Origin of the sequence: uncultured Methanobrevibacter sp. (assembly GCF_902774605.1) — an archaeon.
GTDB lineage: Archaea > Methanobacteriota > Methanobacteria > Methanobacteriales > Methanobacteriaceae > Methanocatella.
In genome coordinates, this window is record NZ_CACYJE010000039.1 from 1 (window position 1) to 18,011 (window position 18,011).

Here is an 18,011-nt window from a genome sequence, read left to right on the forward strand (position 1 = left end):
TTCAACCTTGTATAGGCCATCATGGTCACGGTATAATGTTGAAAACAATGGGTATTCCGATTTGGGGCCTAGCTTGATGACTTTCTTTTTGGCATTCATCAAATCTTTCCAGTCCACATTCAAATCCTCGAAAAGCTGCTCCATTCTAAGTTCACGTGAAACCTCATGGAACATATCAAAGGGAATCTCATTATTTTTGATCATGTTTTGAACGGTTTCAACTTGAGATTCATCATTCAGGAGTTCTTTTAGTTTTTCACGAGCAATCTTGTATTTTTTACTTTTGCGGTTGATCTTATTTTTCATTGGTTATGCTCTCCTTCAAATCATTGATGAATGTTGGCTTAATGTCAAAATCGACAATGTCTTCAGGATTAATGTCCATCAGGCTTTCAAATGATTCGGGATATTCTTTAATTGAATCAATAATCATTTTTTTGCCATGGCCAATGCCGGTGTTGATTCCCAACTTGTATAGGTAGTCATGGAAATTGTCAATTGTCTTTCCGCATTCGGCATCATTTTCAATCAACCCTATTTTGCTTAGGATAATCAAAAGGTCCAGATTTTTTTTAGGAACTCCGAATTGGACGCTGTCATCTTCCTCAATAATGCCTAAAATCTTCATGTAATGTCCTGCTGATTTGGCATTTTTCTCTTTGATTACATTGAATATTTTATCTTCCATCTAATCACCATGTCTAGATTATCTCTAAATCCTTTAAAAACCTTTCGTTATGAGTCTAAGGCAATTTAAGAAGCTTTTAACAAAATTGTTTTCACTTCATCAAATTATGAGATGGAATCAATATTGATGTTGAATTGAAAATGGGTAAAAAGTGGTGTTTTAGTAAATGATTATTTTAAAACGATTGTTTCATCAATCATCCCAATTAAAATTTGATTGATGGGATTTTTCAATGATAATGGGTGTTCCTTTTGATAATCAAGACTGAATGGCAGAATCCTGAAACTTGACATGCACTGGTCAGTTGACCTTAATGCGAAATACGCCTTGTAGTCGCCGTCAAAAATGTTGATCATCAAACCAACATCCTCTGTTCGCTCATGGCCTGAAATGCCTTCCTCGGCATAGACTTTGAATTTTTTAACGCCATCAGCAGTGATTAGAGCATACTCCACCATATACTCATATTCGTCCTCTTCCAAATCATAGTCATCATATTCAATTATTTCACCGCATTCCTCATCTGGAATGAATAAATTGGATGTGCAGTAACCTAAGGAGATATAAATTCCATCATGATCCAATGCTTTGGATATGATGTCAAAATAGAGATTGTCAAGTGGCTGTGACTTATATGGGTCGCCAAGTATCTCCGGGACAGTGTGGGTCAGTCCTCCTTCCTCAATAACAGTGCAGTAAAAATGCTCTTCGCCCAAATAACCTGCAGTTGCAGCTTTCTCTATTGTCTTTTTAATGTCAATATTATTGGCGTCTTCTATTCTTTTCACGATTTCCAATGTTTTATCAATCATTTTCACCATTCCATAGGTTCATTTCAAGTAATTAAAAATCTCATCAATTGTTGTGGCCACCTTGAAAAGCTCTTCCTGTTTGTATAGAAAGCCCTTCTCTCCCATCTCATCAATCATCTTAAGCATGGTGTCGTAAAAATGGTTGATGTTGAATACGATGATTTCCTTGTCGTGCTGATGTAGCTTGCGCAGCGTGATGATTTCAAAAAACTCATCCATCGTGCCGATTCCGCCGGGGGAGATTATGAATGCATCTGAATTTTCCAAGAACTTCTGTTTTCTCTCATCCATGGAATCAACGTATATGAATTCGCTGCACTCCCTGCATAATGGTTCAAAATCATCAATCCATTCAGGTGCAATGCCTATTGAGTTGCCGTTCATGTCATGAACGCCTCTTGCACAGGCACCCATCATTCCAGTGTCTCCTCCGCCAAAAACTAGGGTATAGTTGTTTTCAGCGAGTCTGCATCCTAATTTGTATGCTTCATCAGTGTAGATTTCATCGGTTTTGCGGCTTCCGGATCCGTACAGGCAAATGTTCATGGTATCATCTCTTAAATGTCAGGTGTTTGCTCGGCTAGGCACAAGTGGCATATCGCATTGACATTGTCCTTTTGATTGTCCTTAACAGGACAGAAGAATTCGCCATTCCTCTCTTCAACAAACATGCTTCCCGGAAACTCGCTGCCCACCGGATGGATTGGCTCTTCTAGGATGAATGTTGTGTATAATGCTGTAATGACATATATCAATGGGAACTTATCGTCATCCGCATTGCCCAGCCTTTCCTTTTCGAATGTCCTTTCAAGCATTGGAAATGAGGTGTCGAATGATTCCTTGTCAATGTTCACGTTATCATAATCGTCAAATTCCTTGACTTCCTTCATGCGCATTATGAAGTATTTGATGTATACCTTCAAGTATTTTTCACGATAATTTTTCTGAACATACTCTCCGTCTTTTCTCATTCGTGCTGTAGCCAACATCAAATCCTGAACTGAGATAATACGAGCATATCTTTTAAGTATTTCCATCAGCTCATCTTTTGAAACATTATCGTTTGATGACAATTCTTTAAGTTCGATTAATATGTCTTCAGCTTCCATAAAATTATTATAAGTCTCAATGAATAAATACTTTAATAATCAATAGAATATAATTATTAAGTAGGTTGATTGTATGGATGGAAATTTTATTGAGATTTCAAAAGAAAACATTGAAGCTGTTGAAAATGCATTGAAGGTAAATTCCGATTACAAGTTGAAAAATTCCAGATTCGATGTTAAATCCTTTGAGAAAGGAAAAGACATTATAATAATCCAGTATGTGGCAAATGTTGAGAATGAATTGGTGTTCAACACCAAAATGGAAAACGACAGGTATTACATTTCAGAAACTTTTGACTTGTTCATAGACAACATCATCAACGGCAATGTTTCACGCGATGTATTCCAGTCAGTTAGCAGCTACTTCTATGAGGTCATTGAAAATGAGGGCGATGACTTTGAGGATGAGAAGGAAGAGCTGATAAACTTCCTGCTATTGACCGAGGAATATGACGAGGATGACTTGCAGAATCAATTGGACCCAGCCAAAATCCGTGAGGTTTATAAAAAGGACCATGACATGATCTATAAGGTTGATTCATTAAACAGGGTTCAGAAAAGCCTAGCGTTAAAGGAATTGGTTCACATGTCAATCTGCCAGGTTGTAAATGACCTTGAGTTGTTTTTCACATGGCCTTCCAATTTGACTCCTGAGGAAAATGCCGAAAAGAACCGTCAGGAAGCAAAGGCATTGGAAAATGAATTGCAGCTATCCTAAATGTTTAAGTAATATTAAATATTAAATTATTATTATAAATCTTGAGAGTTCGCTGATTATATGATAACTATTACTAAGAATGAAGAGGTTGTTTTGGACCAAATAAAAATATATATTATTGAATATCCCGAAGGCGTTCCTTTAAATGTTTTAAGGAAGGATTTGGGTTTTCATGAGTATGATTTGGTTCAGATTCTTGAGGAGCTTCAGGGTAAAGGTTTGGCCATTTTTAAAGACAATAAGGTCATCTTATCTGAAAGCGAAAAGGAAGTCAACACCGTCAACTCCAAAAAGGATTTGGAAGAGCTTGAATTAAATCAAAAGGAAAAGGATTCCTATAAGTTGATTCAGCAATTGGTTGACGATAAGAACCTCATTTCCAAATACACTTTGGAGGGTCATTTGCTGTATGGGGATTTGGAAATCAGCAATTTCAGGATGTACCACATTATATTGTCCCTTCAAAACAAAGGCCTTTTAAAACCAATCACCAAGGACGACGGGGAATATTACCTGCTGGTTGAATAATATTTTTTACAATTTTTTTATTATGTTAAGTAATATTATTTTACAAGTTAATCATAATATTTATATAATTAAAATAGCATAAAATTACATAATAAAAGAAATTTTGATGTGTTTATAATGATGAGAATAAGTATGTCATTACCTAAAAAATTACTAGCAGACTTCGACGAAGTATTGAAAGAAAGAGGTTATCAGTCCCGTTCAAAAGGAATTCGTGACGCACTTCAAGATTACATCGTAAGATACCAATGGATGAATTCCATGGAAGGACAAAGAATAGGGATTGTCACAATCATATATGACCACCACTACACAGGAGTAATGGAAAACCTTGCAGAAATTCAACACAGTTTCAGAAACGAAATCAACACAAGCATGCACATTCACATGACCGACAAATACTGTATGGAAATAGTGGTTGTAAATGGGGACATTGCTGAAATCCGTGATTTGACCGAAAGAATTATGAGGCTTAAAGGTGTTGAACACGTAAAATTAACAAGTACTGCTAACGGCGAAGAATTTAGTGAACCTGGTCACTCACATGACCACCCTCACACTCACTAAACTCTTTTTTTCTTATTTTTTTCAACATGAAATTCAAAACCACTCCATACCACAATGACCTATTGAAGGACACTGACAGACTAGCAGTCTTCTATCAGGCAATTAAGGAGTATGATTCAAGTAATGGTGTGGCATATGATTTGGGTTGCGGAAGCGGAGTGCTGACCTATTTTTTGGTCGACCGCTTCGATGAAATCATAGCGCTGGAGATAAACAGCAAAACATTCGAGTGCGCAAAGGAAAATCTGAAGGAATTTCCCAATGTGACCGTAATGAACGCCGATGCCATAAGCCATGAATTCAGCAAAAAGGCGGATTTGATAGTTTGTGAAATGCTTGACACCGCCCTGATCGATGAGGAGCAGATTCCCGCATTGAACAATGCGAAAAACTATCTCAAGGAAGGAGGCAAAATCATTCCCCAGGGTGTGATCAATGCAGTGGAATTGGTGAGCCTTGAAAGGCATTACCTTCACTGGGATGAGGGAAACATCAATTATGAATCATTATCCGAACAGGCAGTATATGATGAGTTGAATTTCTTGGATGATATAAATCCCGATTTCAAAACCCATTTAAAGCTAAAAGCAATAAAAGGCGGATTGTTGAATGGATTGAAGATAACAACATACACCAAACTCAACGACAACATCATCGCCGGACCGCTACCAATGCTTAACCCGCCGCTGCTGATACCACTGGATGAAAGGCAGGTAAAGGTAAATGACTTTATAGAGGTTGAACTAAAATATATAATGGGAAATGGGATAGAAAGTATCCAAGCAAAATACATATAAGGTGGAAAAACATGTCCTTAAAATCTCAGTTAAGTGATTTTCTTAAAGATTGTGAAAAACTGATAGTGTTGGGAGTTGGTAATGAACTTAAAAGCGATGACGGCATAGGCCCATTCATCATAAAGAAACTCCAATTCGAAAACATCGAAAATAAAAAACTGATTTTGATAGATGGCCAAACGGTGCCTGAAAACTTCACAGGCAAAATCAGAAAGGAAAAGCCAACCCACTTGATAATCATAGACGCATGCCTCATGAATTCAAACCCAGGGGACATGCAGATAGTCGACAGATACGATTTTGCAAGCATAGGCATTTCAACCCACTCAATGTCCCTATCATTCTTTGTAAAGTACCTTGAAAAAGACACTGACTTCAAGATAACATTTGTAGGCATCGAACCCGAATCAATGGACTGGGGAGAAAAGCCAACGCCGAAGGTTGAAAAGGCCGCTGATGAATTTATAAAAACTCTAAAGGAATTAATATTATGAAACTACTGTTTATAGGCTCAAGATTATATGACGACATAGACTGGTATGTGAAAAGCAAGGGCATAGAAAGTGTCTTGACAGAATCCAATGAGGAAGCAATCAACCTGGACCTGCCTAATCAAGTGTTCATCGTGCCTCGTGGAATGGACGGTCCAAAACAGGTGGCATTGATGCAAAAAGTTGATGCAATCGTGCCGCTGATAGGCATAGACCCTCCATTGATAGACGTTGCCCATATGAAAGAGGAAGTGGAGGCCGAATACGGCATTCCAGTCATTGCAGCGGGCGTTCGAGCGGTTGAATTGACTTCCAACAAGATCAAAACCAAGGGATTTTATAATGAAATAGGGGTTGTGACTCCTGATTATCAGATATTAAACGGTCCTGAAGAGCTGAAGATGGACCTGCCTGTCGTGTTGAAGCAAGGTGAAGGCCAAGGCGGAAAGGACATCAAGGTTGCAAGGTCAATTGAGGATGTGGAGGAATACTTCAAGGAGTTTGACCAGGCATTATGTGAGGAATTCATCGAAGGATCTGAAATCTCAATTGAGGTTTTGGGATTCAACGGGGAATATGTTGCCCTGCCGCCAATCTATAAGGGTGAAACAACCCTTGAAGGAACACACCCATTGAACAAGACCAAGACAGGACCCTGCATGGTCAATGGATTGGATAACATTCTGGTTCAGCACACTGCCTACAAGGTGGCTAGAAACCTGGATTCAGACGGAATCTTCGAAATGGATTTCATGTACAGTCCCGAAAGGGACCAGTTGTATGCAATTGAGGTCAACACCAGGCCGAACGGCACAAGATACCTCACCACAGCAACATGCGGCGTCAACTCATTATGCGAGCTGGTCAACATGGCAATCGGTGAGTTTTCACTTTCAAACATTTACGACAAGCTCCAGTATCACTATTCAACTGAAATCCCAATAGGAAACTATGAGGGCCCATCCCCCAATGATCCTGTGAAATCCTTTGAGGATAATGACTTTGTCGTTCACGGTCCTCAAGGTTATCAAAGAGTCACTGCAAGGGCGAAATCAAAAGGTGATTTGGAAAAATTGATTGATAAATTAGTATGAAATCTGTATTATAAGTTATAATTATATAGTATTACAAATAGATATTTTAGTAATCTAAAAGATTTATTGTGTGGTAATAATGAATAATACAGAATTGTTAATTCTTTTTTTAATAACATTATGTGCTTCAATATTCTTCACATGGTATGTTAGGAGAATATTGCTAAAGGCAAGGATTGCAGACAATCCGATAGTTAGTGAACATAGGCATAAGAGTGGAACCCCGACAATGGGAGGCATTGCATTCTTATTCACAATTTCCCTAATCATAGCATTATACTATCAGAATACACCAATCCTTATGGTGTCCTTCATCATGCTTGCAGGCGGAATCGTCGGTATGGTTGATGACCTGATAGGATTGAAGGTTAAGGAAATTCAAAAGATAGTTGTAAACATTTCCAATGAAGTGATTACACTTGGAAGACTTGACGTTGAACCTCAAGAGGAAGTTCGTGTAGCTACTCCAAAAGCAAAAGCAGAAGTGGATGATTTGCTTAAGGAAGGTAAAGTGGAAGTAGTGGGTGAAGTGCCGATTAAAACCGAACCTGAAGAACTTGAAAAGATAATCTGTCAAATAGTATTGGGAATATTCTTGGGTTTGACCGGTGTAGTCACAACATTAGGAGGATTTACACTCGGCCTATTGGCTATTCCAGTTGTAGTAATAGCAATTCTCGGATGTATCAATGCAGTGAATCTTATTGATGGAATGGATGGTCTTGCAGCAGGAATTGTAGGAATCGCATCAATAGCATGCTGCGCCTACGGATATCTCTTCGGACAGGCAACAGTAATCCCGCCGTTTTTAATATTGTCCGGATTGTGCCTAGGATTTTTAGTATTCAACAAATATCCCGCATCAATCTTCATGGGAGATACAGGATCATTCGTATTGGGTACAGGATACGCCGCTGCCGTACTGGTATGTGACATTCCATACTTCGGAGTCCTTGCATTGGGAGTGCCAATCATATCAGTTGTTGTCAGTCTGCTTCACAGGGCACATGTTATTAAATTACCAGTAGAACCCCTACATCACACTTTAAATCATTATGGCATGTCAGAAATCAAGATTGTATTAACCTACTGGGGGTCTACCGCATTACTATGCATAATTGGAATACTCGCTAAAATGTATGTATTCTAATTAATCCTTTCTTTTTTTGGTGATAACGATGGATATTAACGATTTAACTAATTCTATAAATGGAAAACTTTACGGTAACGATGATTTTTTCTCGCTTGACGGATTTACAGGAAAAATGACTTTCCTTCACGATGCACACACGGGAGACATTGTAATAAGGGAAACCATAGACTCCACGGGAGTTGAAATGGCATTCACTAAAAACATTGCCTGCCTCATCACCCCCAATCCAATAGATGGGGCTATCGAAGAGGCTGAAAGATTGAATTTCCCATTGATTGTAATAGACAATATGGAAATCGCAAGGGAGTACGTGTCAAAACTTGAAGAGAGCGAAAAATCAAAGAGCTCTCCCGGTTTAATCAGGCAGGTTGGGGAAAGAATACCATTTTTAAATAAGGATGATGATGAGGATAAGCCTGTAATAAACAAGGCAGAAAATAAAAGAATAGGCGACATTCAACGCCTGACAAGGAAAGTGGAAGGAAAGCTATTGGGCAACAATGATTTTTTCTCAATAGACGGTTTTACAGGAAAATTCACATTCCTGAATGATGCCCATACAGGCGACATTGTAATCAGGCACTGGATTAATGGAACAGGCATACAGATGGCATTCAACAAGAATATTGCCTGCCTCATAACACAAAATCCTAAAGACGGAGCCATTGAAGCCGCAGAAAGACTGAATTTCCCGCTGATCGTTACAGACAAGATTGAGCTTGCAAACGCCTATGCATTAAAGCATACCATTAAGAAGTATTCTCCCGACTCAACAAACATCGTCATTACAGGAACAAACGGGAAATCCACAACCTCACATCTAATATATCATATACTCAACAATGCCGGTTATCATGTGCTTACAAACACGGACAGCGAATCAGAATTCAACACCCTGATTGACCCGATGGTTTCCAAATTGATATCCGATGAAGTGATAGAGAATGGAAACCTTGATTATCTGGTCATTGAAGTGTCTGAGGTTCAAGGATGGTTGGACAAGCTAATGAAAAACCATGCCGCATTGATGAGCGGAGCAATCAAGCCGAAAGTCGGTGTGATAACAAATATTGCAATGGACCATATTGGCCTTGTTAACTCAATAGAGGATGTTTATGATGAAATAAAAGCGGTTCCAGAAGCCATTGGCGATGGCGTGACAGTTTTGAACCATGATGATGAATGGGTCATGAAAATGGATGCTGAAAATCCATTCTACACTTCAATGTCTCCACTGGATGGGGGAAATTCCGTTTATTTTGATGGGGAAAACATAATCTATGACAACAATCCAATCCTATCAATCGATGAATTGCCATTCAAGGGCAGTCATTTCATACAAAACATTTTATCAGCCATTGGAGCATGCATATCATTGGATATCGAAATGGATAAGATTGTTGATGGAGTTAAATCATACAAGGCATTGAACAGGCGCTTTGCAAAGTTAAATGACAAACCCCTAATCATTGATGATTTCGCCCATAATCCTGACGGAATCAAGGCGACAATTTCAGAAACCCTTAAAATGCTTCCTGAAAACCAGAAGCTTTATGTTGCATGTGCAATCAGGGGTTCTAGAGGTGTTGAAATCAATCAACTTAATGTTGATGCGTTGGTTGAGTCAATGACTGATGATATGGAGTTGTATTTGTCTTCAAGCAATGATGTCGTTAATGATTTGAATTTTGTTGAGGATGATGAGCGCGAGGTATTTTTCAATACCTTAAACGAGAACGGCATTGCATATGTTCATTTTGATAACCTTAAAGACTGTTTAGGTGATATATGCAGTAAAGCCGGTGAAAATGATGTCATTTTATTGATAGGGGCTCAGGGAATGGATCCTGCAGAGTCACTTTTGAATGATGTCATATAATAAATTTAAATATCATATCAATTTAATATAATAAATGTATAAATTCTATTCTCACGAATGGATATTGAGGCTAAGAGGAAATAAACATGTTTATAAAGATTAGGAGAGACACATTAATAATTTTATTATTGGCGTTTATTTTAATTCTTTGCGGTCGTTTAATCACATATGTCGCTTTCGCCTCTTCTGATGATGTAATGGATGGTGTTCCGATTTCAGGAGTAATCATTAAAGGAAACGATATTGTTCCGGTAGATACCATCAGGGGAAATGTGATGCAAGCAGGTTTCAGGGATGGAAGTATAATATATGATGATGTCCTAAAGACTTCTAAAAGAGAAGTTTCGCTGCAGGATGCGATACAGACGGCGCAGGAATTTGCAACACGGTCAACAGTGCCCGGTACATCCGTACAACCTATAACTGCTGCGGATGTTCAAGTAGATAAGAATACTGGCGTTGTTACAGTAACAGTTATCGAAGACTTTTCATCTGTTGAATTCGAGAATAAAACAAATAACGGAGCGAGTGGATAAAAGTGAGGAAGTTTCATATTTTAATCATATCATTAATCATATTCTTAATGACCATGAGCAGCGTGGCCGCTACCTGTAACATCATGATCATTACCGACCCGAGCGGTAACGATCCGAATGGTGCAGCTGCAGGAAGTATGTCCTTTGCAGAAAACATGTTCCAATCCACATTTTTAATGTCAAAAAACAATCATTTTGCCGTGCTCTCAGGGGGTACCGGTAGTTCAGATACAAGGTTGGAATCAATTGTCGATGCGGTAGCAAGCTTGGAGAACAATGCATCAGCAGCTTCAGCAGCAGCCCTTGCATCCCAGTATAAGGGAGCTCGTCTATTGGTCGGAGGTCCAAATATTGGAGCGGCAATCGGAGGATCATTCAACGCTTATGTCATAACCGTTGATGATGCAAGCAATGAAATTAAGGTAACTCCATACAGCAGTGGTGTGGCAACCTTGCAGCCAGGTCAAAAAGGAGCCATTATTCACTTGAGGAACACTGCAGGAAACCCATTATACGGTACAGCAGATACCGTAAGAAAGGAAACTGCAATGAACATTGGAAAAATGATTAGGGATGGTTATTCCGCTACAACAATTCTTTCAGAAGCAATGGGTGAAGTTGCCCGTGACTCCGGTGAGAAATACGGGGGTGGTGGTGTAAACCTGATATCAGGAATATCCACTGACGACATGTTCACACCTAAGGACATGAACGTAACGGGTTACGCGATGGATTCTGAATACTCCAAGGTCTGTGACGACTGCGGATGGGCTATGGGTTACCCTGCCGCCGAAGCATATGACAGGTGTCCGGTCTGCGGAGGAGAAATCAGGGTCGTATATGCATATGAGGCATTGGGTTCAGCACTGACCGTCAGTTCAAATGCGGTAAGTGTATCAGTTTACGGTACTGATAAGCCGGGTGTGTCTTCAACCACTGCAGAAATCGTTGAGGCATCAGTTGCCAAGTACGGATACGATGCATCTGCCATTGCAGGCTCAATAAACAGAGGTATTAATAATGGTCTTTTAATGGGAGTTGATCATGTTGAGCCTAAGGACCTTAACGTAAAACAGGGTTCAAAGGCTGTTGGAGTATACTACAATGCGCTTCCGGGAGACAGGTCATCCCCTGCATGGGACTTGCCTATTGACGGAAATATCCTGAACATACTGGGCAGTATACAGACTGCAGTAGGCATTATCCTGATTCTCTTAGTTGTATTTAGAAGCAGACTGTTAAAATCTTTCCAAAATAGATGATAATCATCTATTTTTATTTTTTTGTGATTATTATGGCATTAATTCTAATTAGAGGGGAAAACAATTCAAAATTACTTAACGCAATTGCAGATATGGAACGTCATGGCAATTTGAATTTAAGTTCCAAGCCTAAAATCGTTGATGCGGCTTTTGCTGACTCATTGGTTGAAGGCATTTTAAATTCAAAGCTAAGGACCAAGTCCAATGTCGCTACAGCATTTTTCGTAAAGGAAGATACTACATTAAGTATCATGCAAATAAAAAAGATTCATCCTCCAGCACATGTTGTGGTTGTCAGTGATGAATACGGTGCTTATTCTAAATTGGAGTATGTTTTAAACAAAGCTCCGGAATTCAAGGGATATCATTCCAATAAGGCTGTCAATGATGGGATGATTGATTATAAGATTAACAAAAAAGAAAGGCATATTAAAAATGATAAGTTAAATAGCTATGTCAAATAGCTATTTCCTCTTAATTTTCATTACGTTGCCCAGTGTACGTTCGCCTGATGAACTGCTTATGAATTGATTCAGGTCAATGTTGTCTACTTTTTCAAGCAGCTTAATGTTTAACGCTTTTTCCAGTTTCTTTGTAAGCTTAGTGTCAGGAGTCATTTTTCCGGTTTCTATTCTGGAAATTACGGACACTCTTTCATTTATTCTTTTTCCTAACTCTTCACGAGACCAGTCTTTCGCTTCTCTTGCTTTTCTCACTTCAAAGCTGAAATCTTCAATTAGCTCTTCTGAAGGTTCATCGTTTCTGGAATAGTTCCTGTTCCTGCTTCTGGTTGCAGCTGGTCTTTTTGATTTATTGTTTTGCTTTACATATTTTGGTTTAGGTGGTGCCTTTTGTATTGTTCCTAGTTTTGAGCACTCCTTGCATACGACCATCACTGATCCTTCAATTTTAGCTCTTATTGGATTGTTTTCTGGTACTGGTTTACCACAAATTTCACATTCCATGTTAATCAGGTCTCCTATTTTTTTTAATTAAATATATATTTATAGTATTATTTAATAATTGTTAGTATGGATTAAAATGAATACCTTTAAATACTTTAAAGTTACTAATTGTTATTAAAGTAACATGTTGTAAAAAATTTATCATGAAATGTAATATCATTCTAATGAAAGAAAATTACATTAAACTAACTGGAGATGATTCACATGGATGATTTTAATGATTTGGAAAATTCTTCAAAAGAGCAGTTAATCGAAAAAGTAGAATTGATGCAAGAAGAGATTGACTCACTCAGAGAAGAAAAGTCCAAAGCTAAAAGTAACTTAATGTGGAAAGTTAGGAAATTGGAAAAGGATAAAGTATTAATAGAAAATGAAAAAATCAGACTGGAAAGAGAAGCTAAATCTTTACGTTCTGAAGTGGATAGATTCAGATCTCCACCTCTAGTAATCGCTACAATCACTGAAGTTTTAGATGATCACAGAATGACCGTGAAAAGTAGCACCGGACCTAGTTTCCTCGTCAATTACTCAAAATTCTTAGATGAAAAATTATTGGTGCCAGGTTCAAGAGTGGCCCTAAACCAACAGACATTCGGTATTGTTGAAGTCTTGCCGTCAGAAAAAGACGCAAACGTTTCAGGAATGGAAATCGAAACCAAGCCGGACATTACCTATGATAAAATCGGTGGTTTAGAAGAGCAAATCATAGAAGTCAAGGAAACCGTAGAGCTTCCATTGACCGAACCTGAACTATTCGAGAAGGTAGGTATCGAACCTCCTAAAGGAATACTGTTATACGGACCTCCTGGAACCGGTAAGACCCTGCTTGCAAAGGCTGTTGCAAACGAAACCAACGCCACATTCATCAAAATCGTGGCTTCAGAATTCGTTAAGAAATACATAGGTGAAGGTGCAAGATTAGTTCGTGAAGTGTTCGAGCTCGCTAAAGAAAAAGCACCGGCAATCATATTCATAGACGAATTGGATGCAGTCGCTGCCAAAAGGCTTAAAAGCTCAACCAGCGGGGACCGTGAGGTTCAAAGGACATTGATGCAATTGCTCGCAGAACTTGATGGATTCGAGTCAAGAGGAGACATCGGTATCATCGGTGCAACCAACAGGCCTGATATCCTTGACCCTGCGCTATTGCGTCCGGGCCGTTTTGACAGATTCATAGAAGTTCCTCTTCCAAACATTGACGGAAGACGTGAAATTCTCAAAATCCACACCAAGAACATGTCCCTTGATGAAGAGGCTGACATAGACCTGCTTGCTGAGCTCACAGATGAACTGTCAGGTGCAGACCTCAAGGCGGTATGTACTGAAGCAGGTATGTTTGCAATTCGTGACAAACGTGATAAGATCATGGTGTCAGACTTCATGGATGCCATCGAGAAGGTAATGAGCAAATCCAAGGAAGACGAATTGTTCAAGTCCGAAGCAGGAGTAATGTTCGGATAAATTTCATAAGTAAAAATAAGCCAATGATGAACCCTATGAGCTCTGATACGTGATGAATGATGGGCGAGCTGAGGCTTATTTTTTCAATCTTTTTTTGTAAAACTTTATTTAAAAGTAAATTCTAATAGTATAATTATGTTATTCAATAAAAATGATGAAAATCCTAGAGATAGGGTCATTTACAAAACCAAGCCAAATATGCTTTTAGGTTGCAAAAAGGCTATTTTCGGCATTGTTTTATTGGCAGTGATATTGTTTGTCTCACCAATTGCCATCCAGTTTGTAGGCAAGATGCAGGTTTACTTGGTTTCACATATCAATCTCGCTTTGACAAGATACACTGCAATCGCTTTTTTTGTCATCATTCTTATTGATGTAGTCTATATAATATGGCAGCTTGTCGGATGGTATTCCATTGAGTACGCATTGACCGACTCCAAAATAATCATCCAGTCAGGAGTATTGTCAACAAAGAAGAATTACATGCCCTATGCGACAATTCAGGACATCAACACTTCCCAAAGTTTTCTGGCAAGGTTATTTAATGTCGGGTCCGTTTCAGTATTCAGCGCCTACGACAACAATCAAATGGTGCTGAAAAACATCTCCAATCCGTCAGAGGTGGAGGAGATTATCTTTTCAAGAATGGTTGGTCACAATAATTTCCAGACCCCTCCCCAAAACATTCCTCATCATCAACCAAATAGTTTTGACAGGGGCTTCCAACCGCAGAATGATGATTATCTTGGCAGGAATGATTATTATGACGAGTATGAGCCTATCACTCCGATAACCCATGAAAGCAATTATCCTCCAAGAAGGGATTATGAGTATTACCCTGAGGATTTGGGTAGCATCAACCAGAGGCGCCATACCTATGAGTACGAGCCTTACAATAACGGGTTCAACAATGCCCCAAGCAGCCCTTATGAGGAAAGCCATTATCGCCAAGATATGAATGAGCATTCATACACTAATGAGGATTACTATCAGGATAATGGCACTGAACTTTATTATAATGATGGTGTCGATCAATTCGACAGAAATGATGCGCAAGATATAGATGATTCATCAGACGATGCCATTCAAAGACATTTTGACAAGTTTAAAAGATAAGGTATTCATATGAGTTTGGACAGTGAAGTTGTAATAATAGGCTCAGGACCAGTAGGCTCCACGATTGCATACTATTTAAGTCAAAAAAATCTTGATGTCACCCTGGTCGATAAGAAAAATCAGATCGGATACCCATTGCAATGCGCAGGAATCCTAAGCAAACATATATTTGACTATAATGAACTGCCCGACAATCTGATTTTAAACACTGTAAAAGGCGCGTTTCTCCACACTCAAAATCATATCTTAAAAGTTGAAAAGCAGGAAAACGCGGCATATATAATTGACAGGATTGCATATGACGAGCACCTGTTCAAAAGAGCCATTGAAAACGGCGTGAAATTCATAAATGAAAAGGCCATCGATTACGATATCGAAAATGGAATCACCTATCTTTCACACGGCACACAAATCAACTCAAAAGTCATCATAGGATGCGAGGGATACAACTCAGGGCTGTCCCAAAAGATGGGCAACACCCAATCCAACTTCAACGCATCCCAAATGCTGGTGGAGATAAGCGATGAAAACATTCAATCATTCAGAGATTCAATAGCCTCCATTGATGAATATGTCGACACATACCTTACAAATGACATCCTGCCGGGCTTTTTATGGGTCATACCGTTAGGCAACAATCAATTCCGAGTGGGACTGTTCTCAAATCACACTCACAAGCAGCAAAACGATATGCTGAACGATTTTTTAAATCAAAATTTCGAATATGAAATAATTGAAAAGTATAAGGGATTCATACCAATATTCAATGAAAAAAACCTTCTTGTCAAGGGCCATGCGGTTCTGATCGGTGATGCGGCAGGACAGGTCAAGCCAACATCCGGCGGTGGGCTGCTTATTGGATTTGACGCATGCGAGATGGCAAGCAGGCATGTTGCAAATGCTGTTGAAAACGATGACATCAACCTGCTAAGGGATTATCAAAAGGAATTCCACAAGAAATACCACAAGGAATTCAGCTACCAGTTCAAGGTTCAAAGGACATTAGGCCTGCTTTCGGATGAGGACCTCGACTACTTCTTCATGAAGCTTCGCCAGAATGATTGCGAAAGGATAATCTCGGAATATGGTGACATGGACAAGCAGTCAACATTGGTAAAAGAATTTATTAAAAGAGGTTTAATATTTAAAATAATGCCGACATTTCTTTTCAAGAAGATAATTAACATATTTGGATTTAGGTGAATATTGATGGAATTATTATGTATACAATCACAGGAACATCCCGAACTGCCGCTGGCCGAACTGAAAGCGGTGATGGAATGTGAAAACATTGATGCTGAAATAGACCACATAACTGAAGGAATAGTTATCCTAAGAGAAATTTCACAGGAAAACCTGATGGATTATTATCAGACACTGACAAGAAGACTGGGATACACTCATGAGGTGCATGAATTCCTATTGGAAACCACAGTCGAGAATCTGGAGGGGGATGTTTCAACATTTGATTGGTCACAATACATAGTTGAGAGCTTTGCAGTGCGCGTCAAAAGGATCCGCTCAGAAATAGACACTGTAGGATATGAGCGAAAATTGGGCACATTGATTCTTGATAATTCTAATGGCATCAAGGTAAACCTGTCTAAACCGAAAACATTGGTGCGTGTAGTTGCACATGAGAATGATTTATATGTGGGCATTGAAAGAATCAAATTGGATAAAAAGCATTTTGAGGACAGCAAGCCTCATAAAAGACCATTCTTCTACCCTGGGTCAATGAATCCTAAACTTGCAAGATGCATGGTTAACCTGTCAAGGATAAAGGCAGGGGAATTGCTGCTTGATCCCTTCTGCGGTACCGGCGGAATATTGATCGAGGCAGGTTTGATAGGCTGCAAGGTGGTTGGCTCGGATGTTTACTGGAAAATGAAAAACGGTACGGCAATCAACCTGGAGTATTATGGTATAACCGATTACAGGACATTTCATTTGGATGTTCGCGAACTCAAAATGTATGAAAAAGTTTCCAGTGTCGTTACAGACCCTCCTTACGGAATCTCCACATCCACAGGTGATGTTGATGGAGAGGAAATTTTCAATGAGTTCTTCCATGCAATATATGATAATATGAAGGATGATGCTTACCTGTGCATGGCCTCTCCACATTATGTTGACTTAAAGCCGATGGTTGATGATGTTGGCTTCGAAATTGTGGAGCAATATGGCATTAAAATGCATAGAAGTTTAACCAGAATCATCTCTGTTATACGTAAAAAGTTAGATTAAAGGATACATTTATATACTAGTTGTTATTTTTTTTAGGTGTGGTGGGTCCAATTCTTATGGACTCCTTTTAATTTTATAATTTTCACAATCATTTTTTTTCAGATCAATTTTTTTCAATTTTCCAAAAAGTTATTTTGATTTTTTAATTAAATTCTATTTTTTTAAAAATACATTTTAAAAAGTGTCATCTGATTTTATAGGGCGCTATTAGAAATTTATTAAATATTTTAAAATTTTTTGCAATGTTTTTTAATTGACTTTGTTAATAAAATTTGTCTGCCTATCAGATGTGCTATGTGTTTTATGGCGATGACCTAAGTAACATTGTATGGAACAATTTTTACTATGATGGTTGCTTTTCCGCATGTAGCTATACATTAGTGAGTACTTGAATTTTCTCAAGTATGATGTTGGTTTTGTAGTATGTGGTGAATTAGTTACAAACTAGTTTAGTGTAATACTCGTCTATATTTTAGCGTACTTCATAATACTTTATACTTATTATGTCTGTTATGTGATTCAATTCTGTTTGATCCTGGCAGATGTTACTGCTATTGGGATTCGATTAAGCCATGCAAGTCGAACGAG

Annotated in this window: 21 protein-coding genes; 15 read left to right on the forward strand and 6 right to left on the reverse strand. The window is 38.6% G+C overall.

Annotation, left to right across the window (positions count from 1 at the left end):
• From QZU77_RS07650 to QZU77_RS07670, 5 genes are all read right to left on the reverse strand, one after another.
• A partial coding sequence (locus tag QZU77_RS07650) for a hypothetical protein (protein ID WP_295602653.1) occupies positions 1–306 on the reverse strand: 306 nt, incomplete at its 3' end.
• Positions 296–688 carry a hypothetical protein gene (locus QZU77_RS07655; RefSeq protein ID WP_295602655.1) on the reverse strand — a complete coding sequence of 131 codons (393 nt, stop codon included), beginning with the start codon at positions 686–688 and terminating at the stop codon, positions 296–298. The genes QZU77_RS07655 and QZU77_RS07650, both read right to left, overlap by 11 nt.
• Before the next feature lie 170 nt (positions 689–858).
• On the reverse strand, positions 859–1,500 hold the full coding sequence (locus tag QZU77_RS07660; protein WP_295602662.1) for a hypothetical protein: 642 nt from the start codon (positions 1,498–1,500) through the stop codon (positions 859–861).
• An 18-nt stretch (positions 1,501–1,518) separates the two neighbouring features.
• Positions 1,519–2,046 (reverse strand): TIGR00730 family Rossman fold protein, encoded by a 528-nt coding sequence (locus QZU77_RS07665; protein ID WP_295602666.1) that lies wholly within the window; start codon positions 2,044–2,046, stop codon positions 1,519–1,521.
• Between the two features lie 11 nt (positions 2,047–2,057).
• Positions 2,058–2,609: a DUF2115 domain-containing protein gene (locus tag QZU77_RS07670; RefSeq protein WP_295602668.1), complete on the reverse strand. Its 552-nt coding sequence runs from the start codon at positions 2,607–2,609 to the stop codon at positions 2,058–2,060.
• 73 nt (positions 2,610–2,682) lie between these two features.
• Between QZU77_RS07670 and QZU77_RS07675 the strand changes: the two genes are divergently transcribed.
• The 11 genes from QZU77_RS07675 (at position 2,683) to QZU77_RS07725 (ending at position 12,098) form a co-directional block, all read left to right on the forward strand.
• A complete protein-coding gene (locus QZU77_RS07675) occupies positions 2,683–3,327 on the forward strand; it encodes a hypothetical protein (RefSeq protein WP_295602670.1) in 645 nt (214 codons plus the stop codon).
• A 60-nt stretch (positions 3,328–3,387) separates the two neighbouring features.
• Positions 3,388–3,855, forward strand: coding sequence for a hypothetical protein (locus QZU77_RS07680; RefSeq protein ID WP_295602676.1), 468 nt, complete (start codon positions 3,388–3,390; stop codon positions 3,853–3,855).
• Between the two features lie 117 nt (positions 3,856–3,972).
• On the forward strand, positions 3,973–4,422 hold the full coding sequence (gene nikR / locus QZU77_RS07685; protein ID WP_295602681.1) for a nickel-responsive transcriptional regulator NikR: 450 nt from the start codon (positions 3,973–3,975) through the stop codon (positions 4,420–4,422).
• A 26-nt stretch (positions 4,423–4,448) separates the two neighbouring features.
• Positions 4,449–5,219: a methyltransferase domain-containing protein gene (locus tag QZU77_RS07690; RefSeq protein ID WP_295602683.1), complete on the forward strand. Its 771-nt coding sequence runs from the start codon at positions 4,449–4,451 to the stop codon at positions 5,217–5,219.
• Positions 5,220–5,230: 11 nt separating this feature from the next.
• Positions 5,231–5,713 carry a hydrogenase maturation peptidase HycI gene (hycI, locus tag QZU77_RS07695; RefSeq protein ID WP_295602685.1) on the forward strand — a complete coding sequence of 161 codons (483 nt, stop codon included), beginning with the start codon at positions 5,231–5,233 and terminating at the stop codon, positions 5,711–5,713.
• A complete protein-coding gene (locus QZU77_RS07700; protein WP_295602687.1) occupies positions 5,710–6,804 on the forward strand; it encodes an acetyl-CoA carboxylase biotin carboxylase subunit family protein in 1,095 nt (364 codons plus the stop codon). Before hycI ends, QZU77_RS07700 begins: the two co-directional genes overlap by 4 nt.
• Positions 6,805–6,883: 79 nt before the next feature.
• The gene (locus QZU77_RS07705; protein ID WP_295602693.1) at positions 6,884–7,954 is read left to right on the forward strand and encodes a glycosyltransferase family 4 protein; all 1,071 of its coding nucleotides are present in this window, start codon (positions 6,884–6,886) and stop codon (positions 7,952–7,954) included.
• A gap of 28 nt (positions 7,955–7,982) precedes the next feature.
• Positions 7,983–9,836 (forward strand): Mur ligase family protein, encoded by a 1,854-nt coding sequence (locus tag QZU77_RS07710; RefSeq protein ID WP_295602713.1) that lies wholly within the window; start codon positions 7,983–7,985, stop codon positions 9,834–9,836.
• A gap of 86 nt (positions 9,837–9,922) precedes the next feature.
• Positions 9,923–10,372 (forward strand): hypothetical protein, encoded by a 450-nt coding sequence (locus QZU77_RS07715; RefSeq protein ID WP_295602720.1) that lies wholly within the window; start codon positions 9,923–9,925, stop codon positions 10,370–10,372.
• 47 nt (positions 10,373–10,419) lie between these two features.
• Positions 10,420–11,634 (forward strand): hypothetical protein, encoded by a 1,215-nt coding sequence (locus QZU77_RS07720; protein WP_295602740.1) that lies wholly within the window; start codon positions 10,420–10,422, stop codon positions 11,632–11,634.
• A gap of 32 nt (positions 11,635–11,666) precedes the next feature.
• A complete protein-coding gene (locus QZU77_RS07725) occupies positions 11,667–12,098 on the forward strand; it encodes a DUF356 domain-containing protein (protein ID WP_295602722.1) in 432 nt (143 codons plus the stop codon).
• On the opposite strand, the gene QZU77_RS07730 is transcribed toward QZU77_RS07725, so the two are convergent.
• Positions 12,099–12,599, reverse strand: coding sequence for a multiprotein bridging factor aMBF1 (locus QZU77_RS07730; RefSeq protein ID WP_295602724.1), 501 nt, complete (start codon positions 12,597–12,599; stop codon positions 12,099–12,101).
• 267 nt (positions 12,600–12,866) lie between these two features.
• Here QZU77_RS07730 and QZU77_RS07735 point away from each other — a divergent pair, with 267 nt between their 5' ends.
• The 4 genes from QZU77_RS07735 (at position 12,867) to QZU77_RS07750 (ending at position 17,423) form a co-directional block, all read left to right on the forward strand.
• Positions 12,867–14,060: a proteasome-activating nucleotidase gene (locus tag QZU77_RS07735; RefSeq protein ID WP_394350525.1), complete on the forward strand. Its 1,194-nt coding sequence runs from the start codon at positions 12,867–12,869 to the stop codon at positions 14,058–14,060.
• 135 nt (positions 14,061–14,195) lie between these two features.
• Positions 14,196–15,176 (forward strand): PH domain-containing protein, encoded by a 981-nt coding sequence (locus tag QZU77_RS07740; RefSeq protein ID WP_295602731.1) that lies wholly within the window; start codon positions 14,196–14,198, stop codon positions 15,174–15,176.
• 9 nt (positions 15,177–15,185) lie between these two features.
• Positions 15,186–16,379, forward strand: a complete 1,194-nt coding sequence (locus tag QZU77_RS07745) for an NAD(P)/FAD-dependent oxidoreductase (protein ID WP_295602735.1) — start codon at positions 15,186–15,188, stop codon at positions 16,377–16,379.
• A gap of 6 nt (positions 16,380–16,385) precedes the next feature.
• Complete coding sequence (locus QZU77_RS07750) at positions 16,386–17,423, forward strand: TIGR01177 family methyltransferase (protein WP_295602738.1); 1,038 nt, start codon at positions 16,386–16,388, stop codon at positions 17,421–17,423.
• Positions 17,424–18,011 lie beyond the last annotated feature (588 nt).